A 22,130-nucleotide genomic window follows, 5' to 3' on the forward strand; every position below is an offset into this window, starting at 1 on the left:
TGAGCTGCTGGCACGGCCGCCGCGATCTGTCATCGTTACCGACTTCGTGCGCGCCATCGGTCATCGTTTCCGATTTCGATTCGACTGCTGCCCGACCCGTTATTCGACCGTTACCCGATATAGCACGTCGCCGACAGGCGAGCCTTCGCGGCTCGCCGGCGCGTGTTCCGCGATGGAGCGTCAATGCCCTACATTCTGGTCGTCGAAGACGACGCCGATACCCGTGACATGCTTTCCGCGCTCGCGCAGACGCAGCAGCTGACCTGCGATACCGCGGCGACGCTGGCGCAGGCGCGCGAGCTGATCGCCCAGCACACGCCGGATCTCGTGCTGTGCGATCTGGTGCTGCCCGACGGCAGCGGCATCGACCTGTTCGACGAGCTGCCGAAGGGCGTTCACTGCGAGATGGTGCTGACTACCGGCCACGCGAGCCTCGAGACCGCGATCGACGCCTTGCGGCGCGGCGCGACCGACTACCTCGTCAAGCCGCTCAACATGCAGCGGCTCAACGCGATCTTCGCGCGCGTGCCGCGCACCAGCGTGCTGCACGAGGAGATCGCCTCGCTGCGCAGCGAGCTGAAGCAGCTGGGCCGCTTCGGCCGGATGCTCGGCAATTCGCCGCCGATGCAGGCGATGTACGACGCGATCAGCCGCGTGGCGAGCACCGAGGCGTCGGTGCTGCTCAAGGGCGAGTCCGGCACCGGCAAGGAACTGGCCGCGCAGACCATCCACGACCTGAGCCTGCGCCGCAAGGGGCCGTTCCTCGCGATCAACTGCGGGGCGATCGCGGCGAACCTGGTCGAGAGCGAGATGTTCGGCCACGACCGCGGCAGCTTCACGGGCGCGGACCGCCAGCACAAGGGCTTCTTCGAGCGCGCCGACGGCGGCACGCTGTTCCTCGACGAAATCACCGAGATGCCGATGGAGTCGCAGGTCAAGCTGCTGCGCGTGCTTGAAACCGGGCGCCTCACGCGGCTCGGCTCGGCGCGCGAGCTCGACGTGGACGTGCGGATCGTGGCCGCCACCAACCGCGATCCCGAGGCCGCGATGGCCGAGGGCCGGCTGCGCCCCGACCTCTATCACCGCATCAACGTATTCCCGATCACGCTGCCGTCGCTGCGCGAACGCGGCGACGACATCCCGATGCTGGCCGTGGCGTTCCTGAACCGGCTCAACGAGGAGAGCGGCCGCAAGATGCGCTTCGCACCCGCCGCGCTGGCGGCGCTCGCCGGCTACGAGTGGCCCGGCAACGTGCGCGAGCTGCGCAACTTCGTGCAGCGCGCGAGCATCTTCAACGACGGCGAGGTGATCGACACGCTGCCGCCGCCGATCATGGCCGAGGTGTCGGGCGATGCGGCGGGCGCCGACGACACGGTGTCGGTGCCGTTCGGCACCACGCTCGAGGAAGTCGACCGGCGCGTGATCCTCGGCACGCTGGCGCAGTGCGGCGGGGTGAAGACGCACGCGGCCGAGGTGCTCGACATCAGCCTGAAGACGATCTACAACCGCCTCGCGCAGCTCGAGGGCGGAGACAAGACCACGTCGTGAGCGCCGCACCGGCCTTGGCGCCGGCGCGTGACGTTCCGACATCCAGGGCAGGGTGGGCCGCCATGGCGGCCGGCGGAGGCGTCCGGCCGGCGCAGCGGCGGCCTGGACGGGAATCGAACGGATGACCCAAATGCAATCAGGCTGGATTCGCAACGGCATGACGGGTGCCGCGCTGGTCGCGATGGCGACGGTGCTGCAGTCGCTGCTCGTCCACTATGGCGGGCCGAACATGCCGCTGCTGCTCTACTACCCGTTCATCGCGGGCGTGGCGTGGACGGTTTCGTTCGGCGCCGGCCTCGTCGCGTCGCTCGCGAGCGCGCTGCTGATCTGGCTGCTGTTCGTCGGCGACCCGCACGCCTATCCGCTGTCGCCCGCCATGCAGGCGATGCAGATCGGGCTGTTCCTGCTGGTGTCGGGGGTGGTCTGCGCGGTGGTGGCCGCGTTCCGCCATTCGCGGCTGACCAACGATGCGCTGCGCCGCCGCGAGGCCGCCGCGCGCCAGCAGTACGAGGCGATGCTCGCGTCGCTGACGCAGGGCGTGATCGTTACCGATCCGGCCGGCCGCGTGACCTATCTGAACCCGGCCGCGGCCGCGCTCGCCGATCTCGACGCGGGCGCCGCGCGCGGCCGCGCGCTGACCGACGCGCTGCACGGCAACGACGGCCATGGCGCGGGCACGCGCTCGACCACCGTGCTCGAGCGCGTGCTCGGCGGCGGCGAGGGCAGCGCCTCCGACCTGCTGTGGCTGCGGCCCGCCGGGCATGCCGCGCGGATTCCGGTGGCGGCCGTCGCCTCGCCGCTGCGCGACCCCGACGGCGTGCGCAGCGGCGCGGTGCTGGTGCTGCGCGACGTCAGCGCCGATCACGAGCGCGCCACGGCGAACCAGATGCTGCGGCGGCTCGTCGATGCGTCGCCCGACGCGATCATCGGGGTGGGCGCCGACCGCCTGATCACGAGCTGGAACCCGGCCGCGCAGCGCATGTTCGGCTATGCCGAGGCGCAGGCGCTCGGCCGCGACGCCGGCATGCTGGTCGCGCCGCGCTGGCAGCACCGCCATCCGCTCGACGTGGCGGTGCGCGACGTGCATGACGCGGTGGGCGGCGTCGACCTGCTGTGCCTGCGCGAGGATGGCGTGCGGTTCCGCGCGACGCTGGCGGCCTCGCCCGTGTTCGACGACGAAAACGTCTGCGTGGCGCTGTCGCTGACGCTGCGCGACACGGGCATGCAGCGCCGCCGCGAGCGCCGCAATCATCATCGGCTGCGCGGCGCGCGCGACGCGCGGCGCCAGGCCGACACCTCGAACCGCCTCAAGGACGAGCTGCTCGCGATCGTCTCGCACGAGCTGCGCACGCCGCTCAACGTGATCTACGGCTGGGTGGAGGTGATGCGCAACCCGGTGGCCGAGGCGCTGCAGCGCCAGGCGATCGACGCGATCGACCGCAGCGCGCGTTCGCTGTCGCGGATGGTGGCCGACCTGCTCGACGCCTCGTCGCTCGCCACCGGCAAGCTGCGGCTCGACCCGATGCCGGTCGACCTGGTGCGCGTGGTGGCCGACGCCACCGGCTCGCTCGGCACCACGGCGGCCAACGAGGGCATCACGCTCGAGACGCGCTGCGCGCTCGAGACCTGCATCGTGTCGGGCGACGCCGAGCGGCTCAGGCAGATGCTCTCGAACCTGCTGTCGAACGCGTTCAAGTTCACGCCGCGCGGCGGCCACGTGACGGTCGCGCTGGTGCGCGAGGACACGCGCGCGCTGCTGAGCGTGACCGACACGGGGCAGGGCGTGGCGCCGGAATTCCTGCCGCACGTGTTCGAGGCGTTCCGGCGCGCCGAGGGGTCGCCGGCCTCGCCGCGCCGCGGCCTCGGGCTGGGCCTGTCGATCGTGCGCCACATCGCCGAGCTGCATGGCGGCAGCGCGCGCGTGACGAGCGACGGCACCGGGCGCGGCACTACCTTCGAGGTCGCGCTGCCGGCCGGCTGGCAGCCGGCCGGCGCGCTGACCTGGGCCAGCCAGACGACGGCGAGCGCGCCCGCCACCCACGAGCGGCTGCACCTCGACGGCCAGCGCATCCTGCTGGTCGACGACGACGCCACCTCGCGCACCAGCCTCGCCACCGCGCTCGCCACGCTCGGCGCCGAGATCGTGGTGGCCGAGTCGGGGCGCGACGCGCTCGCCAGGATCGAGGCCGCGCGGCCGACCGTGGTGCTGTCCGACCTCGCGATGCCGGACGGCGACGGCTTCTGGCTGCTCGACGCGCTGCGCGGCGGCAGCTACACGGCCGCGCCGGTGCTGGCCGTGACCGCTCACGCCGGGCAGGCCGACGAGCGGCGCGTGCTGGCCGCCGGCTTCGACGGCTACCTGTGCAAGCCGGTCGACATCCAGCTGCTCGCGCGCGAGATCGTGCGCACCACGCAGGCGCGCGGCGAGGCGCTGCCGCCGCGCGCGTTGCCGCCGAAGCAGGCGCTCGGCTCGCGGCTGCCCGACTGAGTCCGCGTCCGGTTCCGCGTCCCGGTTCCTCGCTTCGCGCGCGGAGCCGGGCGCTGAACGGGCCGCCCCGGCATCCGCCGGGGGCCGCCCCGCTTGCCCCGTCGTGCTTCCCGCCGCATTTCCTCCTCGCGCACCGCTCCCGCACGCGCCGCGCACCTCGTAAATCTTGCAATCAGCTTGCCGAAAAGCGCGCCCCTGGCCGCGGCCCCCGGCGCGGTGCGGCCGCGCGGCCGGGAACGGGCGTTGCGGGCCGACAGGTACCGCCGGCGCCGGGCCGGCTTGAGCCAGGGAGATCACGATGACACACCGCCTCGCACGCCAGTTCCTGTCGACGCCGCGCCGGCGGCATCCGGCACGCCGCCTCCTGGCGGTCGCGCTGACGGCGGCCACCGCCTTCTGCGCCGGTGCCGCGTTCGATGCGAACGCGGCGGACAGCGGTGACACGCTGTCGTCCGCGACGCACTCGGCCGGCGCGAAGATGCACGACATGACCCTCACCACCAAGGCGAAGGCCGCGCTGGTGCAGGCGAGCGGGCTTGACTCGGGCGACGTCCACGTCAGTACGAGGAACGGCAAGGTGACGCTCACCGGCAGCGTGCCCGACGAGTCGCAGCGCCCGCTCGCGATCGCCGCCGTGAAGAGCGTGGACGGCGTGCGCGGGGTGGAGGACCAGTTGACCATCCACGCGCGCTAGGCGCGCCGCTGCGGGCGAAGTCGTGCGTGATTCGCCCCGGTGGTTCGTCCTGATTTCGTCCGTGGTTTCCATGATCGCGCCGGCGCCTGGCGCGCCGGCGCGGTCCGCAATGCGATCAGGAGAGCGATGATGAAACGATGTACCAGAGCATGGCGCGCGGCGGCAATCGCCGCCGCGCTCGGCGCGGCCTTCGCGGCATCCGCCCAGACCGACCCGAACCCGACACCGCACGATCCGCCCGCGGCGGACCCGCGGGTCGGCGCGGAGATCGTCAAGCCGGCCTCCCCGGTCGGCGACACCGGGATCGCGAAGCGCCCGCAGGGCATCGATCCGGAGTTCGTCGACAAGGCCTCGCTGGCCGGCAAGCGCGAGGTGCAGGCGAGCCAGCTCGCGATCGAGCATTCGGCGTCGCCGGCGGTGCGCGAGTTCGCGAAGATGATGCTCGACGACCACGGCCGCGCCAACGAGCAGCTGCGCGTGATCGCCGCGAAGCAGGGCGTGCCGGCGCAGGCGGCGAAGATCGTCGATCCCGACGTCGAGGCGCTGCGCGGCAAGCAGGGCCACGATTTCGATCTCGCCTACGTGGCGGTGGCAGGGCCGGCCGCGCACTGGCAGGCGATCCGTCTGTTCGAGGCGGAGGCGCGCGGCGGCCACTCGACCGAGTTGCGCGCGTTCGCGCAGCAGGGCCTGCCGATGCTGCGCAAGCACCTGGCCGCCGCGCAGAAGCTCGCGCAGCAGCTGGGCAACTGACGGACGGCGAGCGCCGTGCGGTCGGCCGACCGCACGGCGCCAACGGGCCAGGGCGCGTGCGCCGCGGCCCGTTTTCTTTCAGGCCGGCCGCGAGGCTGGCGGGGGAGGCGAGGCATGTTGATGCCGGATACGAGGGAGGTACCACGATGACGACCCCGTTCGATCGCGAAGGGCTGAATCAACTGCTGTATCAGACGCGCGAAACCACGCTGCGCGCGATCGCCGTCTACGACGCCGCGCTGGCCTGCGCGACGCGCGATGAACTCGGCGCCGAGTGGCGCGCACATCGCGACGCGGCGCGGCGCCGGGCGCAGCTGCTCGGCACGGCGTTCGACGCGCTCGGGCTCGATGCCGACACCACGTCGCGCGGCCGCACCGCCGCCGCCGCGCTCGGCAAGTCGCTGCTCGAGGTGATTGCCTACGCGGCGCAGGGCGACGACCGCGCCGCCGCCGAGCGCGTGGCGGCCGAATGCGTGCTGCTGGTCGAGACCAAGGACCAGCTGAACCGCACGCTGCTCGGCATCGCGGCCGAGCGCATCACGGGGCCCGTCGCGCAGGTGCTGAAGGACATGGTGGAGGCCATCGAGGCCGACGGCGAGCCGCGCGTGCTGCATACGCGCGGCTGGTCGCGCGAGCTGTGGCTCGACGCGCTCGGACTCGCCGCCGTGCTGCCGCCGCCCGAGGAGGTAGCACCGGGGCCGGCGCAGGGCGACGCGGACGAACGGCGCGGGCTGGCGCATTGAGCGGCGCGCGGGGGTAAGCCGCGGGGCCGGCACGCGGCGGCGGCGTGATGCGTCGCCGGATAAAAAGAGAGCGTCCGTGAAGGACGCTCCTGAAAACGGGCCGGCCTCGCGACCGGCGACGAGCAACGCAGTTGTGGATCAGTGCTGACCGCCGCGCGGTTCGGGGCGGCTCGGCGAGGTTTCGTGCGGCGGCGCATCGATGCCGGTATCGACGTCGAAGCGGCCGATGTCGTCGGGTTCCCAGCCGGTGGCCTGCGCAACGGCGGGCTCGGTCGAGGCGACCCAGGCCGGATCGGCGAACGACGGCCAGTGGTGCCGGTCGAAGCCCGGCGCGTCGCGGACCTGCTGCGCCGTCACGGCCAGCAGGAAGCACTTGCGGTCGGTGTCGAGCGTCAGCGCGTGCCACGGCACGGCGACCAGCTTGTCGCCGATGCCGAGCAGGCCGCCGCTCGACAGCACCGCATAGGCGATGCGGCCGCCGCGCACGTCGAGCATGATGTCCTTGATGTGGCCCACGTGGACGCCGTCGGTGGCATAGACGCGGTTGCCGTCGAGCGTGGCCGCGGCCATCACGTCGGGGCCGGGGCCGTCGGTGGGTGTGGCGCGGCCCACGATTCGATCAGAGGCGCGGCCGGATGCGCCGGATTCGGCGCCGGTGTCGGGATGCAGGTTCATCGTCGACCTCCTTGCGGGATGCGGTCAGACAGGGTGGCGGAATGGGACGGCAGGGGCCAGGCGCCGCCGCCCGGGCTGCACGGCCTTCGGTGCAGCCGCCGGCGGCACCCGCCGGCATCCGTCAGGGCGTCCCCGGTTCGCCGCGGTCGGGCGGCCGGTGGGACGGCGGGTGCGGCTCGGGATCGATCCGCGTGACACCGCCCGTGGCCGGGGGATCACTTGCCGGAAACGTATCCTCGAGCGTTTCGTCGATGCGCTTTTCAGGCGGTCGCGCGGGGGTTCGCTCGTCCTTCGAGGCGCCGCGCAGCGGCTGGCGGTTCGCGGCATCGGATTGCGGAATGGGCTGGGAAGCGGTTCGCATCGCGTGTCCTCCTGAGGTTGGGGAGTGTCTTCGATCGAGCAAACGGCATGCCGGACGCGCCCCCGCCTGCCGGGCGCCACGCCGCGGGGCGCCGGATCCTTTCAACTGAAAAATTTGCAGTTCCGATGTAACGATTTCACGGAACTGACGCATTCGGCGGCGGCCGGCGGGGCTGGCGCCGATACGGGGCATGACGGCGTCCGTGCACGGTCTTCTGGCACGTAATTTGCAGATAAGGCCGCTGATTCTGCAATGGGAGGACCGACCGTGAAGCTCATGCCTGCTTCGCCATCCGTGTTCACCGTGCCGCGGGCACAGCCGCCCGGCGGTCTGGGGATGCATCGCCCCGAGCCGCCGCCGGTGCCTGAAATCGACCCCGAACGGCAGCCCGGCGACGACGGGCCGCCCGACCCGCCAGTGCCGCGGCAGCCGCCGGAAGGCGATCCGCCGTCGCAGCAACCGCCCGAGCGTCTGGCGGGTGTCCGGCGGCGGGGCGCCGGCTCGGCCAGGTGGTCCGGAGGAGCCGGGGCGTGCCGATGAAGTTGCGTCCGGGCACGCCGCGCGGCACGGGTAACATGACTGGCGGCAGCACGCGCAGCAGCGGTACGAGGACCGGCACGCGCGCGCCGGCCGTCGCCGGAAACGGCGGCGGCGCGGCGCTGGCGGAACGGTTGCGGAACTCTCTCAGCAGAACGTACAACACAAAGAGGACAAGCTGATGATTCGATGCCGTGCCGTTCCCGTTTCCCCGCGCCGCATGAGCCTGATGCGCCGCGCGATCGTCCCGTCGCGGCTGACCGTTCTGACGGTGTGCTGCGCGGCCGCCGTGACGGCCCGCGCGCAGACGCCGGGCCCGCTCAGCGAGTGGCAGTACTCCGCCGGCGTGCCGCTCGAGAGCCTGTTCAATCCGAACCCGCCCGACAAATGGGACGTGCGGGTGGGCGTGGCCTCCACGTTCCGGCCGCGCTACGACGGCTCCGACCAGTACCGCGCGATGGCCGGTCCGAGCATCGACGTGCGCTACCGCGACCTGCTGTTCCTCTCGACCGGCGAGGGGCTCGGCGTGAACTTTCTGCGCGGCCAGAACTGGCGCGCGACGCTGTCGGTCGGCTACGATCTCGGGCGCCGTTCGGCCGACGATCTCGGCCACCTGAACGGCCTCGACAACATCAATCCGGCGCCGAAGATCAAGCTGTCGGCCGACTACGTGCTGTCCAAGCGCTTCCCGCTGGTGCTGCGCGGCGACGTGCAGCGCTACGTCGGCGGCGCGAACGGCTGGGTGGCCGATTTCGCGGCCTACATGCCGCTGCCGGGCAGCTCCGAGCACTTCTTCTGGTTCGCGGGTCCGAACGTGACGTTTGCCGATTCGCGCTACATGAACAGCTGGTTCGGGGTAAACCAGGGAGAATCGGCGCGCTCGGGGATTCCGGCGTATTCTGCGAAAGCGGGCCTGAGGTCCTATGGCGGCGGCATCACGATGGTGTGGTTCTTCCGCAAGCACTGGTTCCTCACGGCCGACGGCGCGATCCAGCAGCTGGTGGGCAGCGCGCGTCACAGCCCGATCACGCAGAGTTCGGCGAACGCCACGTTCGATCTGTCGATCAATTACCAGTTCTAGTTCTGGCATCCATGCCCGCCGCGCGGCCCGGCCGCGCGGCGAGAGAGGCACCCCGTACAGGAGGAGACGATGGAGCAGGCACGGAATCAAAACCCGGTGAAGACGCCGGCCCCCGGATTGAACGCGACGCCGTCGACGGCCGCGGCCGAGCGCGGCGCCGAACGCAGGCTGACCCCCGAGCGGATCGCCTCGAAAATGCCGACCGGCCTGCCGCCGATCGACCGCGCGCGCTACACGCTCGAGCACGGCGACCCGGTGCGCCGCGCCGCGAGCCGGATCGCGACGCTCGACAACGCGGCGATGGGTGCCTCGGGCAACAGCGTCGACGTGGACGGCAAGAGCTTCGACGCGCATCGCGACGCCTCGCACTGGCAGGACAACGTGATCCATTCGAACGCCTCGCTCGACGACAGCGTGGTGACGCCCGACGACGGTCTGGCGGGCTTCGCCTGCCGTCGCGGCGGGCTGCAGCCGGCCGTGGAGACGCGCTTCGGCTGGCAGGTCAGCCAGACCGGCATCGTCGATGCGGGTCGCACCCACGGCGCGCGCACGGTTCGCGTGATCCGGCTCGAACCTTCGTCGTCCTGATCGATTTTTGATGCTGGGCCGGCCGCCGGCCGGGCCGGCGAGTCGCGCGGGTTGCAGCCGCGCGAATGCGGTCGCCCGCGCGCGGCCGTGAGCTTCCGGCTGCACGCGGCGGCCACGCCTTGTCCACGGCCGCGCGTTCGCCGTCATCCATCCCCTTCGTTTTCTTCGTTTCGCATCGACACCCCGCCTCGCGGCGGGGTGCGTCGTGCGTCATCCGCCGTGGAGGCGGTTATTGCGGGCCGAGTTCCTGCGCCGACGAATCGGCGTCGTTGCCCTGCGCGATCAGCACGTGGATGTCGTTCGGCACCACGTCGGCGATGCCGCCGGCCGGGATCGTCATCACCAGCCAGTCGGCGTTGTTCGCGAGGTTGAACGGCGCCGTCGTCAGGACCGGCGTCTTCGAGCCGGTGGTCGTGACGATGATCTGGTAGCTGCCGCCGTTCAGATAGATCGAATCCTGCGTGGTGGCCGGCACCGCGTTCTGATAGGTCACGTTCGACAGCGTCGGGTTGGCCGCCGAGATGTTGGTGTTGCCGGCCGTCACCACGTAGACGTCCAGGTTCTGCGCGTTCGGCGAGGCGTTGAAGCTGCGCAGGCGCGCCTGGTTCGACAGCAGGCCCTTGTCATACGGATCGTCGATCACCGAGATCGGCGACGAGGTGCTCGGCAGCGCGATCGTCGTGTAGTGGTGGCCGTTGGCCGTGGTGAACGACTGCGCGCCGATCGCCGTGCTGGTGCCGGTGGAGTTGTAGGACGTCGTCGTGGCGCCGCTGTTCACGTCGCCGTAGCGCGTCACGCCCTTGTAGGCGATGTTGGCCGTGTTGAGCTGCGCGTTCAGGTAATAGTCGACGTTCGGGCCGAGCGGCACCGCGTTGATGAAGCGCGCCTGCGGCTTCGAGACGCCGATGATCGTGCCGATGTCATCGCCGTCGCCGCCGCAAGCAGCGAGCACTGCCACGGCCGAAACCATCACCGCCAGGGTACGAATCGTTTTCATGTTTTTTCCTCTCTGAACTCTTGTTCATATGACGTTGCTCAATCCGCGCGCCTCGCGGCGCCGGTGTCTCGCGACCAGTGGATAGGGACTGCCCGGCGAATGCGACCCCCTTCGGTACTTCCTTCGCCGGTCCCGCCATCGAAGGCAGGCGATGCTATCGAGCACGGCGCGTTCCCGATGGCGGCGATGGCGCGCGCGATGTCGAATCGGGGCCGCCGCACGGCGTGCGAAACCGGCGCGGAGCGGGCCCGTGGAGGGCGACGCCGCGTCGGTGGGCGCGCATGGCGAACCGGTTGCGCGGGATGCGTGAACCGCAGCGGAGCGGCCGCTATCGCGACAGCCCGCGTCCGGCGGCCCAAATCTTGCGAATCCGCTTGTAAAAAATGCTTCACGCAGGCTGCCCGCATCACGGGCGCTGGCGCCGAAGCCCCGCCGGGAGGGGGTCGGGCAAGCTGGTATGGATGTTGCACAAGGGAGGCAGGACCACTTAACCGACCAGGAGCATCCGGATGCCAGTTACGCTCGCGCTACAGATGCGGCAACACCTGACGCTGACGCCTCGTCTGCAACAGTCGCTACGACTGCTTCAGCTGTCGTCGCTCGAATTCCAGCAGGAATTGCGTCAGGCGCTCGACACCAACCCGTTTCTCGAAGACGTGCAGATTTCCGGCGACGACGATACGCGCACGCCGTTCGACGAAGCGACCGCCGCGGCCGAATCGGCCGAAACTTCCGAGCCCGCGAGCCTCGTGACCGCCGAACCGGGGCCGCCCGACGGCGAACCTTTGTACACGGCCGAGCCGTCGATGCGCGGCTCGCTGCGCCGCTCGAACGAGAGCTTCGACGTCGAACCGTCGGACCGCCTCGTGCTCGAGCCGTCGCTGCACGAACACCTGCACGAGGCGCTCTGCCTCTATCCGCTCAACGTGCGTGACCGCGCCGCCGCGCGCACCATCATCGACGCGCTCGACGACGACGGCTACCTGCGCCAGTCGCTGACCGAACTGGCCGAGACGATCGCCGATTCGGACGTCTGCTTCAGCGAACAGGAACTCTCGGTGGCACTGCGGCTCGTGCAGTCGCTCGACAAGCCGGGGCTCGCGGCACGCTCGCTGTCCGAGTGCCTGACGCTGCAGTTGAACGCGATGCCGGGCGGACGCGACGACGTGGAGTGCGCGAAGGTGATCGCCGAGCATCATCTCGAACGCCTCGCGCGCCGCGAGACGGCCGAGATCCAGCGCCGCATCGGCTGCGATACGCGCACGCTGCGCGCGGCCTGCGCGCTGGTGCGCAAGCTCGATCCGCGCCCCGGCAACCACTTCGGCGGCGCGAGCGGCGACTACGTGGTGCCCGACGTGATCGTGCGGCAGGTGAGCGGACGCTGGGTGGTGACGATCAACCCGGCGGTGATGCCGCGCGCGCGGATCCACAAGCTCTATGCCGAGCTGTTCGCGAAGTCGAGCGAATCGGCGCAGTCGCCGCTCGGCCAGCAGCTGCAGGAAGCGCGCTGGCTGATCCGCAACGCGCAGAAGCGCTTCGACACGATCCAGCGCGTGGGCGAATGCATCGTCGCGCGGCAGCGCGATTTCTTCCGCTACGGTGCGATCGCGCTGAAGCCGCTGGTGCTGCGCGACATCGCCGAGGAGCTGGACCTGCACGAATCGACCATCTCGCGCGCGACCGGCAACAAGTACATGGCCACGCCGCACGGCACCTTCGAGTTCAAGCACTTCTTCCCGCGCAAGCTCGAGGCGGCGGGGCGCGGCGCCTGTTCGGCGGCCGCGGCCAAGGTGCTGATCCGCGAGATGATCGCGGCCGAGCCCGGCGGCGAACCGCTCTCCGACGTGGCGCTGGCGCAGCGCCTGGCCGGCCGCGGCGTGGTGCTGGCGCGACGCACCGTCACCAAGTACCGGCAGGCGATGAAGATCCTGCCGGCCGAACTGCGCCGGCGCGTGCCGATCTGAGGCGCGCGGCGTTAACGACGCGCCATCATGGGGCCGCGGCGGCGGTTTCAGAGATCCAGTTTCAGAGGTTCAATCGGGAGGTAGACATGCTTCGATACGCGGTCATCTTTTTCATCATCGCCATCATCGCGGCGGTGTTCGGATTCGGCGGCATCGCGGCGGGCGCGGCCGAAATCGCGAAGATCCTGTTCTTTATCTTCGTGGTGATCTTCCTCGTCACGCTGCTGCTTGGCGTGGTCCGAAGATAAGGACCGCGCCGGCATCCGGCACGGCCGCCGCCCATGCGGCTGCCGTGTCCGTTGCTCGAACCCTCGCCCGGTGCGAGGGTTTTTTTTCATGGCTTCATGGTTTTTCGAGCACGGCCTGAATCAGCGCCGCGCGCGACTCGCGCAGGTTGCGCGCGAGATTGCCGGTCATCTCGCCGAAGCCGTCGCCCATCACGAGCGGCAGGCCGAGCGCGGGCGGCGGCGTGCCGGCCCCGCGCGCCTGCGCCGCGCGCGCCGCGAACCAGGCGATGCCCTCGGCGGTGCTGTCGACCCAGTCGACCACGCGAAAGCCCGCGTTCTCCAGATGCACGCGCATCGCCTCCGCCGTGACGAGGAAGCTCGATGCCGGCCCCGGCGCCCACGGCACCGGGAAGTGCAGCGGCGCGTCGCCGGCGGCCACCACGTCGAAGATCGCGAACCGTCCGCCCGGGCGCAGCACGCGGAATGCCTCGGCATACAGCGTGTCGCGATCGGCGATGTTCATCGCCACGTGCTGGGTCCAGGCCACGTCGAAGCTGCCGGCCTCGTAAGGCAGCGCGAGCGCGTTGCCGTGCCGGTAGCCGGCGCGCCCGGCCAGTCCGCAGCGCTGCGCGAGGAAGGTCGCCGCCTCGACGAACGCGCGGCTCAGGTCGATGCCCTGCACCTCGCAGCCATAGTGGGCCGCGAGATAGCGCGACGGGCCGCCGAGGCCCGCGCCGATGTCGAGCACGCGCGTGGCCGGCCCGAGCGGCAGCTGTCGCGCGAGTTCCCTGGTGGCGGCGAGCCCGCGCGAGTGAAACTGGTCGAGCGCCGCGAGATCCTCGGGGCGCAACTGCTCCGCCACGAGGCCGCTTGCCGCCAGCGCGGCGCGCAGCCGCTCGACGAGACTCGCGGGTTCGTAGTGGCCCGTGCCCGTGGCTGCCCCCGTGCTTTTGCCCGGTTCCGCATCCGTCATGCCGTTTCTCCCTTGCCTGCCGCGCGCGGCCGTGCGGCCACGCGCATGATCCGCGGTTCCCGCCGTCGGCATCCGCCCGATCTGCCAGCAGTCTAGCCAGCGCGCGCGGCACCCGCCATGGGCGAATCTGCCAATTTTGGCGGCATTCGCGCCACGCCGCCCGGGCCGCCTTCGCGGTACGAAGTGCTGTCGTGCCTGCATGAATTCAGAAACCGGCAGCAGCCAACAATCTCGCCAGGTTCGCGCAAACCCTTATCCGGCGAGGCTTTTCGGCTGTCTGTAGGCAATTCGACAGGTTGTTTTCGCGAATCGGCCGCTTGCTCATTTAGATGTTATCGCTAATCTATCGGCCTTTGGATGCTCATTGACATCCAAGCGTGGATCGATGGCCGGAACAGGGGGCTGTCGAAGCCGACCCCGGCCGGCCCGTCGCGGCGTTGCGCGACGGCGCCGGCCACAACGCTTTCCAGGGTGATGCAGGTGGATACGAAAACAAGACTGGAAGATGGCGCGAGCTTGCGCGGCGGCCCGAACGGCGCGCCGAAGCGACGTGCCAGGGCGCTGGCCATCGCGGCCGGCATCGTCGTGATCGGCGGCGGGCTGTGGTTCCATCACGCGCAGGACGGCGCGAACGCGGCCAACGCCGCGCCGCCGCCGCACGAGGTGACGGTCAGCCGGCCGCTGGTGCGCGATCTCGACACGCGCATCGGCTTCCTCGGCCAGTTCTCGGCGGTCGATCAGGTCGAACTGCGCGCGCAGGTGGGCGGTACGCTGACGGGCATCCATTTCCGCGACGGTGCCGTGGTCCACAAGGGCGACCTGCTGTTCACGATCGACCCGGTGCCCTACGAGATCCGCTACGCGCAGGCGAAGGCGCAGCAGCAGACCGCCGCGGCGCGCCTGGTGCTCGCGAAGCAGGAACTCGCGCGTGCGCAGGAGCTCGAGCGCAGCCAGGCCGGCACCACGCAGAACACCGAGCAGCGCACCTCCGAGCTGCACGCCGCGCAGGCCGCGCTCGACGACGCCGACGCGCAGGCGCGCGACGCGCGCTTCGACCTCGACCATTGCCGCATCGTCGCGCCGTTCACCGGCCGCATCGGCCGCCACCAGGTGTCGGTGGGCAACCTGATCGCCGGCAGCCGCTACGCGACCAGCCCGACCACGCTGCTCACCACGATCGTCTCGCTCGATCCGATCTATCTCGACTTCGACATGAGCGAGTCGGACTACGAGGCGTTCCAGCGCTATCGCGGCAACGCGGCCGGCATGCCGTCGAACCGCGTCGAGCTGGCCGCGGGCGATTCGACCACCTACGACCGGCAGGGCACGCTCGACTTCGTCGACAACGTGCTCGACCGTTCGAGCGGCACGATCCACGCGCGCGCGACGGTGGCCAACGCCGACGGCCATTTCACGCCCGGCGAGTTCTCGCGCGTGCGCGTGGCAGTGGCGGTGCCGACCCCGACGCTGCTGGTGCCCGACGCCTCGGTGCTGCCGAACCAGTCCGAGCATCTGGTGCTGACGGTGGGCGCCGACGGCACGGTGGTGCCCAAGCAGGTCGAGACGGGCGACGTGCGCGGCGGGCTGCGCGTGATCCGCTCGGGCCTGAGCCGCGACGACCGCGTGATCATCGACGGGCTGCCGTTCGCGGCGCCGGGCTCGAAGGTGGCCACCCACGACGGCGCGATCCGCTACGCCGACCAGTCGGCCGCCGCGCCGGCCGGACAACCCGCGCAGCAAGCGCAGTAACGGGGCGACCAGGCCATGCGAATCGCCCATTTCTTCATCGACCGCCCGCGCTTCGCGACGGTGGTCAGCGCGTTCCTGACACTGATCGGGCTCGGCGCGATGTTCGTGCTGCCGGTCGCGCAGTATCCGGAGATCGTGCCGCCCACGGTGCAGGTCACCACGTCGTATCCAGGCGCCTCGGCCGACACCATCGCGCGCACCGTGGCCACGCCGCTCGAGCAGCAGATCAACGGCGTCGAGAACATGCTCTACATGAGCAGCCAGTCCACCGGCAACGGCCAGTTGACGGTGACGGTCACGTTCCGCATCGGCACCGACCTGAACGTCGCGCAGATGCTCACGCAGAACCGCGTGCAGGATGCGCTGCCGCGGCTGCCCGAGGACGTGCAGCGGCTCGGCGTGCAGGTGCGCAAGTCCACGCCGAGCATCCTGCTGGCGGTGCATCTGTACTCGCCGAACCACTCGCACGACACGCTCTACCTGTCGAACTACGCGACGCTGCACGTGAAGGACGCGCTCGCGCGGCTGCAGGGCGTGGGCGACGTGCAGATCCAGGGCGCGCGCGAATACGCGATGCGGATCTGGATCGATCCGGACCGCGTGGCCGCGCGCGACATGACCGCGAACGAGGTGCTGGCCGCGCTGCGCGCGCAGAACGTGCAGGTCTCGGCGGGGGTGCTGAACCAGCCGCCGGTCGCGCACGGCGACGCGTACCAGGTCAACGTCGAGGCGCTCGGCCGGCTCACCACGCCCGAGCAGTTCGGCGACATCGTGCTGAAGTCCGACCCGCAGGGGCGCGTCACGCGCGTGCGCGACATCGGCCACGTGGAAGTGGGCGCGGCCGACTACGGCTCGACTTCGTTCAAGGACCGCGACGACGCCACCGCGATGCTGATCTATGCGCAGCCGGGCGCCAACTCGCTCGCCGTCGAGCACGAGGTGCTGCAGTCGATGGAGGAACTGAAGAAGGAGTTCCCGGCCGGCGTCGACTACCAGATCATCTACGACCCGACCATCTTCATCGGCAAGTCCGTCAACGAGGTGATCACCACCATCTTCGTGGCGATCCTGCTGGTGGTGGGCGTGGTGTTCGTATTCCTGCAGAACTGGCGCGCCACCATCATCCCGGTGGTGGCGATCCCGGTGTCGCTGCTCGGCTCGTTCATCGTGCTGTCGATGTTCGGGATCTCGCTGAACAACCTGTCGCTGTTCGGGCTGGTGCTGGCGGTGGGGATCGTGGTGGACGACGCGATCGTGGTGGTGGAGAACGTCGAGCGCAACATCCAGGCCGGCATGTCGGCCGTCGAGGCCGCGCACCGCACCATGGACGAAGTGGGCGGCGCGCTGCTGTCGATCGCGCTGACGCTGTGCGCGGTGTTCGTGCCGTCGGCGTTCCTGAGCGGCATCTCGGGGCTGTTCTTCCGGCAGTTCGCGGTGACCATCGCGGCCTCCACGGTGATCTCGTGCTTCGTGTCGCTGACGCTGAGCCCGGCGCTGTGCGCGGTGCTGTTCAAGTCGCACGAGCACGACACGGCCGGCTCCGGCGGCGGGCGCGTCGCGCGCTTCGTGCAGGCCGGCTTCGCGCGCTTCAACCGCGGTTTCGACAAGCTCTCGTTCGGCTACGGCAACCTCACGCGCCGGCTGATCCGCGGCCTCACGGTGATGCTCGCGATCTACGTGGCGCTGATCGCGGTGGCCGGGCTGGAGTTCTCGCGCACGCCCACCGGCTTCATTCCGGAGCAGGACCAGGGCTACCTGATCACGGTGATCCAGCTGCCGCCGGGCGCCTCGCTCGAACGCACCGAGAAGGTGGTGCGCCAGGTCACCGACATCGCGCTGAAGACGCGCGGCATCGAGCACGCGGCGCCGTTCGTCGGCCTCGACGCGACCACGCTGACGGTGGCGTCGAACTCGGGCACGGTGTTCACGGGCCTGCCGTCGCTCTACAACCACGAGCTGTCGGGCGTGACGGCCGAGACCGTGCTGGCCGACCTGCGCCGTCGCCTGTCGGTGATCAAGGACGCCTACGTGCTGACGATCCCGCCGCCGCCGGTGCAGGGCCTCGGCAGCGCGGGCGGCTTCAAGCTGATGCTCGAGGACCGCGCGGGCCTGGGCCCCGAGGCGCTCGTCAAGGCGGCCAAGTCGCTGGTGGCCGCGGCCAACAAGGACCCGCACTTCGCCGGCGTGTTCACGCTGTTCAACGCGGGCTCGCCGTCGGTGTTCGCCGACATCGACCGCGTCAAGGCGCAGAAGCTCGGCGTGACGCCCACCGACGTGTTCTCGACGCTGCAGGTGTACCTCGGCTCGCAGTACGTGAACGACTTCAACTATCTGGGGCGCACCTACGAGGTGATCGTGCAGGCCGACGGCAGCTTCCGCCGCAGCGGCGAGGACATCTCGCGGCTCAAGACGCGCAACGCCGCCGGCGAGATGGTGCCGATCGGCTCGGTCGCGCAGTTCGAGGACCGCACCATCCCGTACCGCGTGCCGCGCTACAACCTGTATCCGGCCGCCGAGGTGCAGGGCGCCGCCGCACCGGGCGTGGCCACCGGCACCGCGCTGCGCCAGATGGAGGAACTCGCGCATCAGGTGCTGCCGCAGGGCATCTCGTTCGAGTGGACCGACCTGGCCTACCAGCAGCAGCAAAAGGGCACGCCGACGCTGGTGGTGTTCGGTGCCGCCGCGCTGTTCGTGTTCCTGGTGCTGGTGGCGCAGTACGAAAGCTGGAAGCTGCCGCTCGCGATCGTGCTGATCGTGCCGATGTGTATCCTCGCCTCGGTCACCGGGCTGTCGCTGCGGGGCATGCCGATCGACATCCTCGCGCAGATCGGCTTCGTGGTGCTGGTGGGGCTGGCGGCCAAGAACGCGATCCTGATCGTGGAGTTCGCGCGACAGAAGGAGGACGAGGGCTCGGACGCGGCCGGCGCCGCCGTGCATGCGGCCCGCACGCGGCTGCGCCCGATCCTGATGACCTCGTTCGCGTTCATTCTCGGCGTGGCCCCGCTCGCGGTGGCGACCGGCGCCGGCGCGGAGATGCGGCAGTCGCTCGGCACCGCGGTGCTGTTCGGCATGCTCGGCGTGACGGGCTTCGGCCTGCTGTTCACGCCGACCTTCTATGTCTTCATCCGGCGGTTCGGCCGCAAGCAACACGCCGGCGATACCGTTGCCGGCAGCCAGGAGCACGCATGATGACGACCTTCACTCCGATCCCGAACGCGCGGCATGTACCACGCCTTGCGCCACGCCTCGCGCCACGCCTCGCGCTGGCCGCGGCGCTCGCGTTCGCGCTGGCCGGCTGCGCGGTCGGCCCCGACTACCAGGCGCCCGCCGACGCGCTGCAGCCGTTCCAGCATGCGCCCGCCGACCGGCACGACGGCGCGGCGGGGCCGGCCGCGCCGCTCGACGCGTGGTGGACCGGCTTCCACGATCCGATGCTGGTGACCATCGTCGATCGCGCGCTCGCGCAGAACCTCGACCTGGCCGCCGCGCTGGCGCGCGTGCAGCAGGCGCGCGCGGCCGCCTCGGGCGCCGGCGCGGAACTGCTGCCGACCTTCGATCTCGAAGGCGCGGCCACCGACCAGCACCAGAGCGAACTGAGCCCGACCGGCTCGCTCGCTCGCGCGTTCCCGGGCTACAGCCGCAACCAGCGCGAGTACACGCTGGGCGGCGCGGCGAGCTGGGAGATCGATCTGGCGGGCGGCCTGCGGCGCAACGCGGCCGCGGCGGCCAACGAGGCGCAGGCGGCCGAGGCGGACCGGCTCGGCACGCGCGTGAGCGTGGCCGCCGACGCGGCCGACGCCTATCTGCAGGTGCGCGGCTTCCAGGCGCGGCTCGCGGTGGCCAACGACCAGATCGAGACCGACGCGCGGCTGCTCGAACTCGTGAAGGCGCGCCATCGCGCGGGCGCCGCCGACGAGCGCGAGATCGCGCAGGCCGACGCGCTGCTGCGGCAGGCGCGGGCACTGGTGCCGACGCTGCGCACCAGCCTCGTCGCGCAGCTGAACCGGCTCGACATCCTGATGGGCGCGCAGCCGGGCACCTATGCGAGCCAGCTCGCGGTGCCGGGCGAGATCCCGGGGATTCCGTCGATCGACGCGAGCGCGACGCCCACCGACGTGCTGCGCCGCCGCCCCGACGTGATCGCGGCCGAGCGGCGCCTGGCGGCGTCGAACGAGCGGATCGGCGCGGCGCTGTCGGACTACTATCCGAAGCTCTCGATCTCGGGGCTGCTCGGCTTCGACAGCATCAACGCGGGCCAGCTGTTCACGGCGCGCGCGTTCCAGCCCGCCGTGACGGCGGGGCTGCGCTGGCGGCTGTTCGATTTCGGCAAGGTGGACGCCGAGGTCAAGTCGGCGCGCGGGGCCAACGCCGAGGCGCTGGCGCGGTACCGGCAGGCGGTGCTGAAGGCGGCCGAGGACGTCGAGAACGCGTTCGTGACGCTGGCCGAGACGCAGACGCGGCGCGTCGAACTCGATGCCGAGGTCGCCTCGCTGACGCGCGCACGAGACCTGTCGCAGAAGGCCTACAAGGCCGGCGCGATCACGCTGACCGACGTGCTCGACGCGGACCGGCAGCTGCTGGGCGCGCGCGACGATCTGGACGCGACGCGCTCGGATGCCGCGCGCGCGGCGGTGTCGGTGTTCCGGGCGCTCGGCGGCGGCTGGTCGACCGGCACGGCCAGTGCGGCGGCACCGGCTTCGGCTTCGGGGGCGGCGGCCACGCCGTCTGCCAGTGAAGTGAGCGCGGCCGGCACGGCGGATTCGCTGGGCTCGGTGAGCTCTACAAGCCCGGCGGCCACGCCCACCACGCGCCTCGCGACGGCCGGCTGAGCCGGCCCGCCGCCACCCGCTGCGCTTACTGCTGCAGCGTCTTGCGCGCCTCGCGCAACACCGACGCGGCCAGCGCGTCGTCGTTGACGAGGCGCGCCACCGTCATCGCGCCGATCATCGTCGAGACGATCACCGTGGCCCGCTTGCGGGCCGCGGCCGGCGTCAGTTCCGTCATCAATCCGTTCGTGAACAGCTCGATCAGCGAGACCATGCCGGCCGACGCGGCGTCGCGCACGTCGTCGCTGCGGCGCGCGAGTTCGCTCGCCAGCGACACGAACGTGCAGTCGCAGCCGATGTCGTGGAAATGCGATTCGGAGAGGTATTGCTCGATCGCGGCGTTGATGCCGCGCTTGCCGGGCCAGCGCTCGAGCGTGGCCGACATCGAGGCGCGCATCGAATCGGTGGCGAGCTGCAGCGATTCGAGCACGACGTGGTCCTTCGAGGCGAAGTGCTTGTAGAACCCGCCGTGCGTGAGCCCGGCGTCGGCCATCACGTCGGACAGCGCGGTTGCTTCGATGCCTTTTTCACGGAAGCGCCGCGACGCGGCCTCGACGATGCGCTGGCGGGTTTCGGCCGCCTCCTGTCTGGACTTTCTCATGAGCGGGAACGGTGTCTGGATGTTTCGGATTTGATACCGCATCCGCCCGCTCATGGCAAGCGCTGAAAGCGCCGTGCAAGCGCCGCTTCAGCCGAGCGCGGCCTGGTAGCGGCGGCCCACCTCGGCCCAGTCCACCACGTTGTAGAACGCCGCGATGTAGTCGGGCCGGCGGTTCTGGTACTTCAGGTAGTACGCGTGCTCCCAGACGTCGAGGCCGAGGATCGGCGTGTTGCCCGTCATCAGCGGGCTGTCCTGGTTGCCGCTGCTCTCCACCACCAGCGTGCGCTGCGGGCTCACGCTGAGCCAGGCCCAGCCGCTGCCGAAGCGCGTCAGCGCGGCCTTCGTGAACGCGTCGCGGAACGCGTCGAAGCCGCCCAGCTCGGCGTCGATCGCCGCGGCGAGCCGGCCTTGCGGGCGGCCGCCGCCGGCCGGCGACATCACGCTCCAGAACAGGCTGTGGTTGGCGTGGCCGCCGCCGTTGTTGCGCACCGCGCCGCGCACGGCCTCCGGCAGCGACGCGAGGCCGGCCACGAGTTCTTCGACGGGCGGGAACGGCAGGCCCGCGCCTTCGAGCGCCGCGTTCAGGTTGTTGACGTAGGTCTGGTGATGCTTGCTGTAGTGGATCTCCATCGTCTGCGCGTCGATGTGCGGTTCGAGCGCGTCGTAGGCATACGGCAGCGGGGGCAGGGTGTACGGCATCAAGGACTCCTGTGGATGGGTTCGGGTGAGCGGGCGGTGGCGCGCCGCGGCGGCTATTGCCGAGCGAGCGTCGAGACGAGGCCGGCGGCGCCGGACTCGCAGGCCGCGCGCGCGGCGCGGTCGTCGGGGTGGCGCGCGAGGTAGTGGGTCAGTTCGGCATAGGTGCGGCGGCAGTGGCGCTGCGCGGCGGTCTGCCAGCGCGGCGGCAGCGTCGCGGCGGCGAGCGCCTCGCAGAGCCGCGCATGGGCCGCGCACAGGTGGCGGCATTGCTCGCCGGCGCGGCCCATCCGCGCATAGGTGTCGGCGAGGTTGTGGTGCGCGACGACCCAGGCGGCGGTGCCGGCCTCGGCGTCGTCGATCCGCCCGAACATCGCGTCGGCCAGCGCCGCGGCCATCTCGTAATGCGCGATCGCGTTCGGATGGTCGCGCTCGTCGAACGCGCGGTTGCCCCAGGTGATCGCGCGGCGCCATTGCGCGAGCGCGTCGTTTCCGGACCCGCGGGACGGTTCGGCGGGGCGGGCGGCAATCTGCATGGTGGTCTCCTCGGCCAGGATCCATCGGGCATTCGATGTATGAATGCGAATGATAATTATTTTTATTTGATGTGACGGAATGACCCTGTTCGGGGT

Annotated in this window: 19 protein-coding genes; 12 read left to right on the forward strand and 7 right to left on the reverse strand. The window is 70.8% G+C overall.

From position 1 onward, the window contains the following. Positions 1-183 precede the first annotated feature (183 nt). The 5 genes from BpN12_RS21290 to BpN12_RS21310 all read left to right on the forward strand — a co-directional run bounded on the left by BpN12_RS21290 (position 184) and on the right by BpN12_RS21310 (position 6,223). Positions 184-1,548, forward strand: coding sequence for a sigma-54-dependent transcriptional regulator (locus tag BpN12_RS21290; RefSeq protein WP_246797429.1), 1,365 nt, complete (start codon positions 184-186; stop codon positions 1,546-1,548). Between the two features lie 121 nt (positions 1,549-1,669). Next, positions 1,670-4,036 (forward strand): hybrid sensor histidine kinase/response regulator, encoded by a 2,367-nt coding sequence (locus BpN12_RS21295; protein WP_246797430.1) that lies wholly within the window; start codon positions 1,670-1,672, stop codon positions 4,034-4,036. A 298-nt stretch (positions 4,037-4,334) separates the two neighbouring features. Then, on the forward strand, positions 4,335-4,730 hold the full coding sequence (locus tag BpN12_RS21300) for a BON domain-containing protein (protein ID WP_246797431.1): 396 nt from the start codon (positions 4,335-4,337) through the stop codon (positions 4,728-4,730). 126 nt (positions 4,731-4,856) lie between these two features. Next, the gene (locus BpN12_RS21305) at positions 4,857-5,480 is read left to right on the forward strand and encodes a DUF4142 domain-containing protein (RefSeq protein ID WP_425306357.1); all 624 of its coding nucleotides are present in this window, start codon (positions 4,857-4,859) and stop codon (positions 5,478-5,480) included. Between the two features lie 146 nt (positions 5,481-5,626). Further along, entirely contained in the window at positions 5,627-6,223 is a 597-nt protein-coding gene (locus BpN12_RS21310; RefSeq protein ID WP_246797432.1) for a hypothetical protein, read from the forward strand. A gap of 138 nt (positions 6,224-6,361) precedes the next feature. Here BpN12_RS21310 and BpN12_RS21315 read toward each other — a convergent pair whose 3' ends face one another. Then, a complete protein-coding gene (locus BpN12_RS21315; protein ID WP_425306370.1) occupies positions 6,362-6,793 on the reverse strand; it encodes a PRC-barrel domain-containing protein in 432 nt (143 codons plus the stop codon). A gap of 226 nt (positions 6,794-7,019) precedes the next feature. After that, entirely contained in the window at positions 7,020-7,259 is a 240-nt protein-coding gene (locus BpN12_RS21320) for a hypothetical protein (RefSeq protein WP_246797434.1), read from the reverse strand. Between the two features lie 718 nt (positions 7,260-7,977). On the opposite strand from BpN12_RS21320, the gene BpN12_RS21325 reads away from it, so the two are divergent. Together BpN12_RS21325 and BpN12_RS21330 are read left to right on the forward strand one after the other, a co-directional pair. After that, positions 7,978-8,877, forward strand: a complete 900-nt coding sequence (locus tag BpN12_RS21325; RefSeq protein WP_246797435.1) for a MipA/OmpV family protein — start codon at positions 7,978-7,980, stop codon at positions 8,875-8,877. Between the two features lie 69 nt (positions 8,878-8,946). After that, positions 8,947-9,465: a DUF3005 domain-containing protein gene (locus tag BpN12_RS21330; RefSeq protein WP_246797436.1), complete on the forward strand. Its 519-nt coding sequence runs from the start codon at positions 8,947-8,949 to the stop codon at positions 9,463-9,465. A gap of 229 nt (positions 9,466-9,694) precedes the next feature. Here the strand turns inward: BpN12_RS21330 and BpN12_RS21335 are convergent, their stop codons facing one another. Further along, complete coding sequence (locus tag BpN12_RS21335; RefSeq protein WP_246797437.1) at positions 9,695-10,462, reverse strand: DUF4397 domain-containing protein; 768 nt, start codon at positions 10,460-10,462, stop codon at positions 9,695-9,697. 509 nt (positions 10,463-10,971) lie between these two features. On the opposite strand from BpN12_RS21335, the gene BpN12_RS21340 reads away from it, so the two are divergent. Together BpN12_RS21340 and BpN12_RS21345 are read left to right on the forward strand one after the other, a co-directional pair. After that, entirely contained in the window at positions 10,972-12,426 is a 1,455-nt protein-coding gene (locus BpN12_RS21340) for an RNA polymerase factor sigma-54 (protein ID WP_042624458.1), read from the forward strand. A gap of 86 nt (positions 12,427-12,512) precedes the next feature. Further along, a complete protein-coding gene (locus BpN12_RS21345; protein WP_012735230.1) occupies positions 12,513-12,674 on the forward strand; it encodes a DUF1328 family protein in 162 nt (53 codons plus the stop codon). A 94-nt stretch (positions 12,675-12,768) separates the two neighbouring features. Here the strand turns inward: BpN12_RS21345 and BpN12_RS21350 are convergent, their stop codons facing one another. Then, complete coding sequence (locus BpN12_RS21350) at positions 12,769-13,626, reverse strand: SAM-dependent methyltransferase (RefSeq protein WP_246797438.1); 858 nt, start codon at positions 13,624-13,626, stop codon at positions 12,769-12,771. A 480-nt stretch (positions 13,627-14,106) separates the two neighbouring features. Between BpN12_RS21350 and BpN12_RS21355 the strand changes: the two genes are divergently transcribed. From BpN12_RS21355 to BpN12_RS21365, 3 genes are read left to right on the forward strand one after another with little or no spacing between them, the layout of a single operon-like run. Further along, a complete protein-coding gene (locus BpN12_RS21355) occupies positions 14,107-15,375 on the forward strand; it encodes an efflux RND transporter periplasmic adaptor subunit (RefSeq protein ID WP_246797439.1) in 1,269 nt (422 codons plus the stop codon). A gap of 15 nt (positions 15,376-15,390) precedes the next feature. Then, positions 15,391-18,564 (forward strand): efflux RND transporter permease subunit, encoded by a 3,174-nt coding sequence (locus BpN12_RS21360; RefSeq protein WP_246797440.1) that lies wholly within the window; start codon positions 15,391-15,393, stop codon positions 18,562-18,564. Next, a complete protein-coding gene (locus BpN12_RS21365; protein ID WP_246797441.1) occupies positions 18,564-20,204 on the forward strand; it encodes an efflux transporter outer membrane subunit in 1,641 nt (546 codons plus the stop codon). The genes BpN12_RS21360 and BpN12_RS21365 overlap by 1 nt, the downstream gene beginning before the upstream one ends. A 25-nt stretch (positions 20,205-20,229) precedes the next feature. Here BpN12_RS21365 and BpN12_RS21370 read toward each other — a convergent pair whose 3' ends face one another. The 3 genes from BpN12_RS21370 to BpN12_RS21380 form a co-directional block, all read right to left on the reverse strand. After that, positions 20,230-20,802, reverse strand: coding sequence for a TetR/AcrR family transcriptional regulator (locus tag BpN12_RS21370; RefSeq protein WP_246797442.1), 573 nt, complete (start codon positions 20,800-20,802; stop codon positions 20,230-20,232). 87 nt (positions 20,803-20,889) lie between these two features. Further along, positions 20,890-21,501, reverse strand: a complete 612-nt coding sequence (locus BpN12_RS21375; RefSeq protein ID WP_246797443.1) for a superoxide dismutase — start codon at positions 21,499-21,501, stop codon at positions 20,890-20,892. Positions 21,502-21,554: 53 nt separating this feature from the next. Beyond that, positions 21,555-22,034, reverse strand: a complete 480-nt coding sequence (locus BpN12_RS21380) for a hypothetical protein (RefSeq protein ID WP_246797444.1) — start codon at positions 22,032-22,034, stop codon at positions 21,555-21,557. Between the last annotated feature and the right edge of the window lie 96 nt (positions 22,035-22,130).

It is taken from the genome of Burkholderia perseverans, from assembly GCF_022870505.1.
Lineage (GTDB): Bacteria > Pseudomonadota > Gammaproteobacteria > Burkholderiales > Burkholderiaceae > Burkholderia > Burkholderia plantarii.

Excerpts from the sequence above, each read along its gene's own strand:
- BpN12_RS21305 (WP_425306357.1), top strand. The coding sequence starts at position 4,857 with ATGATGAAACGATGTACCAGAGCATGGCGCGCGGCGGCAATCGCCGCC.
- BpN12_RS21365 (WP_246797441.1), top strand. The coding sequence starts at position 18,564 with ATGACGACCTTCACTCCGATCCCGAACGCGCGGCATGTACCACGCCTT.
- BpN12_RS21290 (WP_246797429.1), top strand. The coding sequence starts at position 184 with ATGCCCTACATTCTGGTCGTCGAAGACGACGCCGATACCCGTGACATG.
- BpN12_RS21295 (WP_246797430.1), top strand. The coding sequence starts at position 1,670 with ATGACCCAAATGCAATCAGGCTGGATTCGCAACGGCATGACGGGTGCC.
- BpN12_RS21325 (WP_246797435.1), top strand. The coding sequence starts at position 7,978 with ATGATTCGATGCCGTGCCGTTCCCGTTTCCCCGCGCCGCATGAGCCTG.
- BpN12_RS21345 (WP_012735230.1), top strand. The coding sequence starts at position 12,513 with ATGCTTCGATACGCGGTCATCTTTTTCATCATCGCCATCATCGCGGCG.
- BpN12_RS21360 (WP_246797440.1), top strand. The coding sequence starts at position 15,391 with ATGCGAATCGCCCATTTCTTCATCGACCGCCCGCGCTTCGCGACGGTG.
- BpN12_RS21330 (WP_246797436.1), top strand. The coding sequence starts at position 8,947 with ATGGAGCAGGCACGGAATCAAAACCCGGTGAAGACGCCGGCCCCCGGA.
- BpN12_RS21375 (WP_246797443.1), bottom strand. The coding sequence starts at position 21,501 with ATGCCGTACACCCTGCCCCCGCTGCCGTATGCCTACGACGCGCTCGAA.
- BpN12_RS21320 (WP_246797434.1), bottom strand. The coding sequence starts at position 7,259 with ATGCGAACCGCTTCCCAGCCCATTCCGCAATCCGATGCCGCGAACCGC.
- BpN12_RS21300 (WP_246797431.1), top strand. The coding sequence starts at position 4,335 with ATGACACACCGCCTCGCACGCCAGTTCCTGTCGACGCCGCGCCGGCGG.
- BpN12_RS21370 (WP_246797442.1), bottom strand. The coding sequence starts at position 20,802 with ATGAGAAAGTCCAGACAGGAGGCGGCCGAAACCCGCCAGCGCATCGTC.
- BpN12_RS21350 (WP_246797438.1), bottom strand. The coding sequence starts at position 13,626 with ATGACGGATGCGGAACCGGGCAAAAGCACGGGGGCAGCCACGGGCACG.
- BpN12_RS21335 (WP_246797437.1), bottom strand. The coding sequence starts at position 10,462 with ATGAAAACGATTCGTACCCTGGCGGTGATGGTTTCGGCCGTGGCAGTG.
- BpN12_RS21380 (WP_246797444.1), bottom strand. The coding sequence starts at position 22,034 with ATGCAGATTGCCGCCCGCCCCGCCGAACCGTCCCGCGGGTCCGGAAAC.
- BpN12_RS21315 (WP_425306370.1), bottom strand. The coding sequence starts at position 6,793 with ATGGCCGCGGCCACGCTCGACGGCAACCGCGTCTATGCCACCGACGGC.
- BpN12_RS21310 (WP_246797432.1), top strand. The coding sequence starts at position 5,627 with ATGACGACCCCGTTCGATCGCGAAGGGCTGAATCAACTGCTGTATCAG.
- BpN12_RS21340 (WP_042624458.1), top strand. The coding sequence starts at position 10,972 with ATGCCAGTTACGCTCGCGCTACAGATGCGGCAACACCTGACGCTGACG.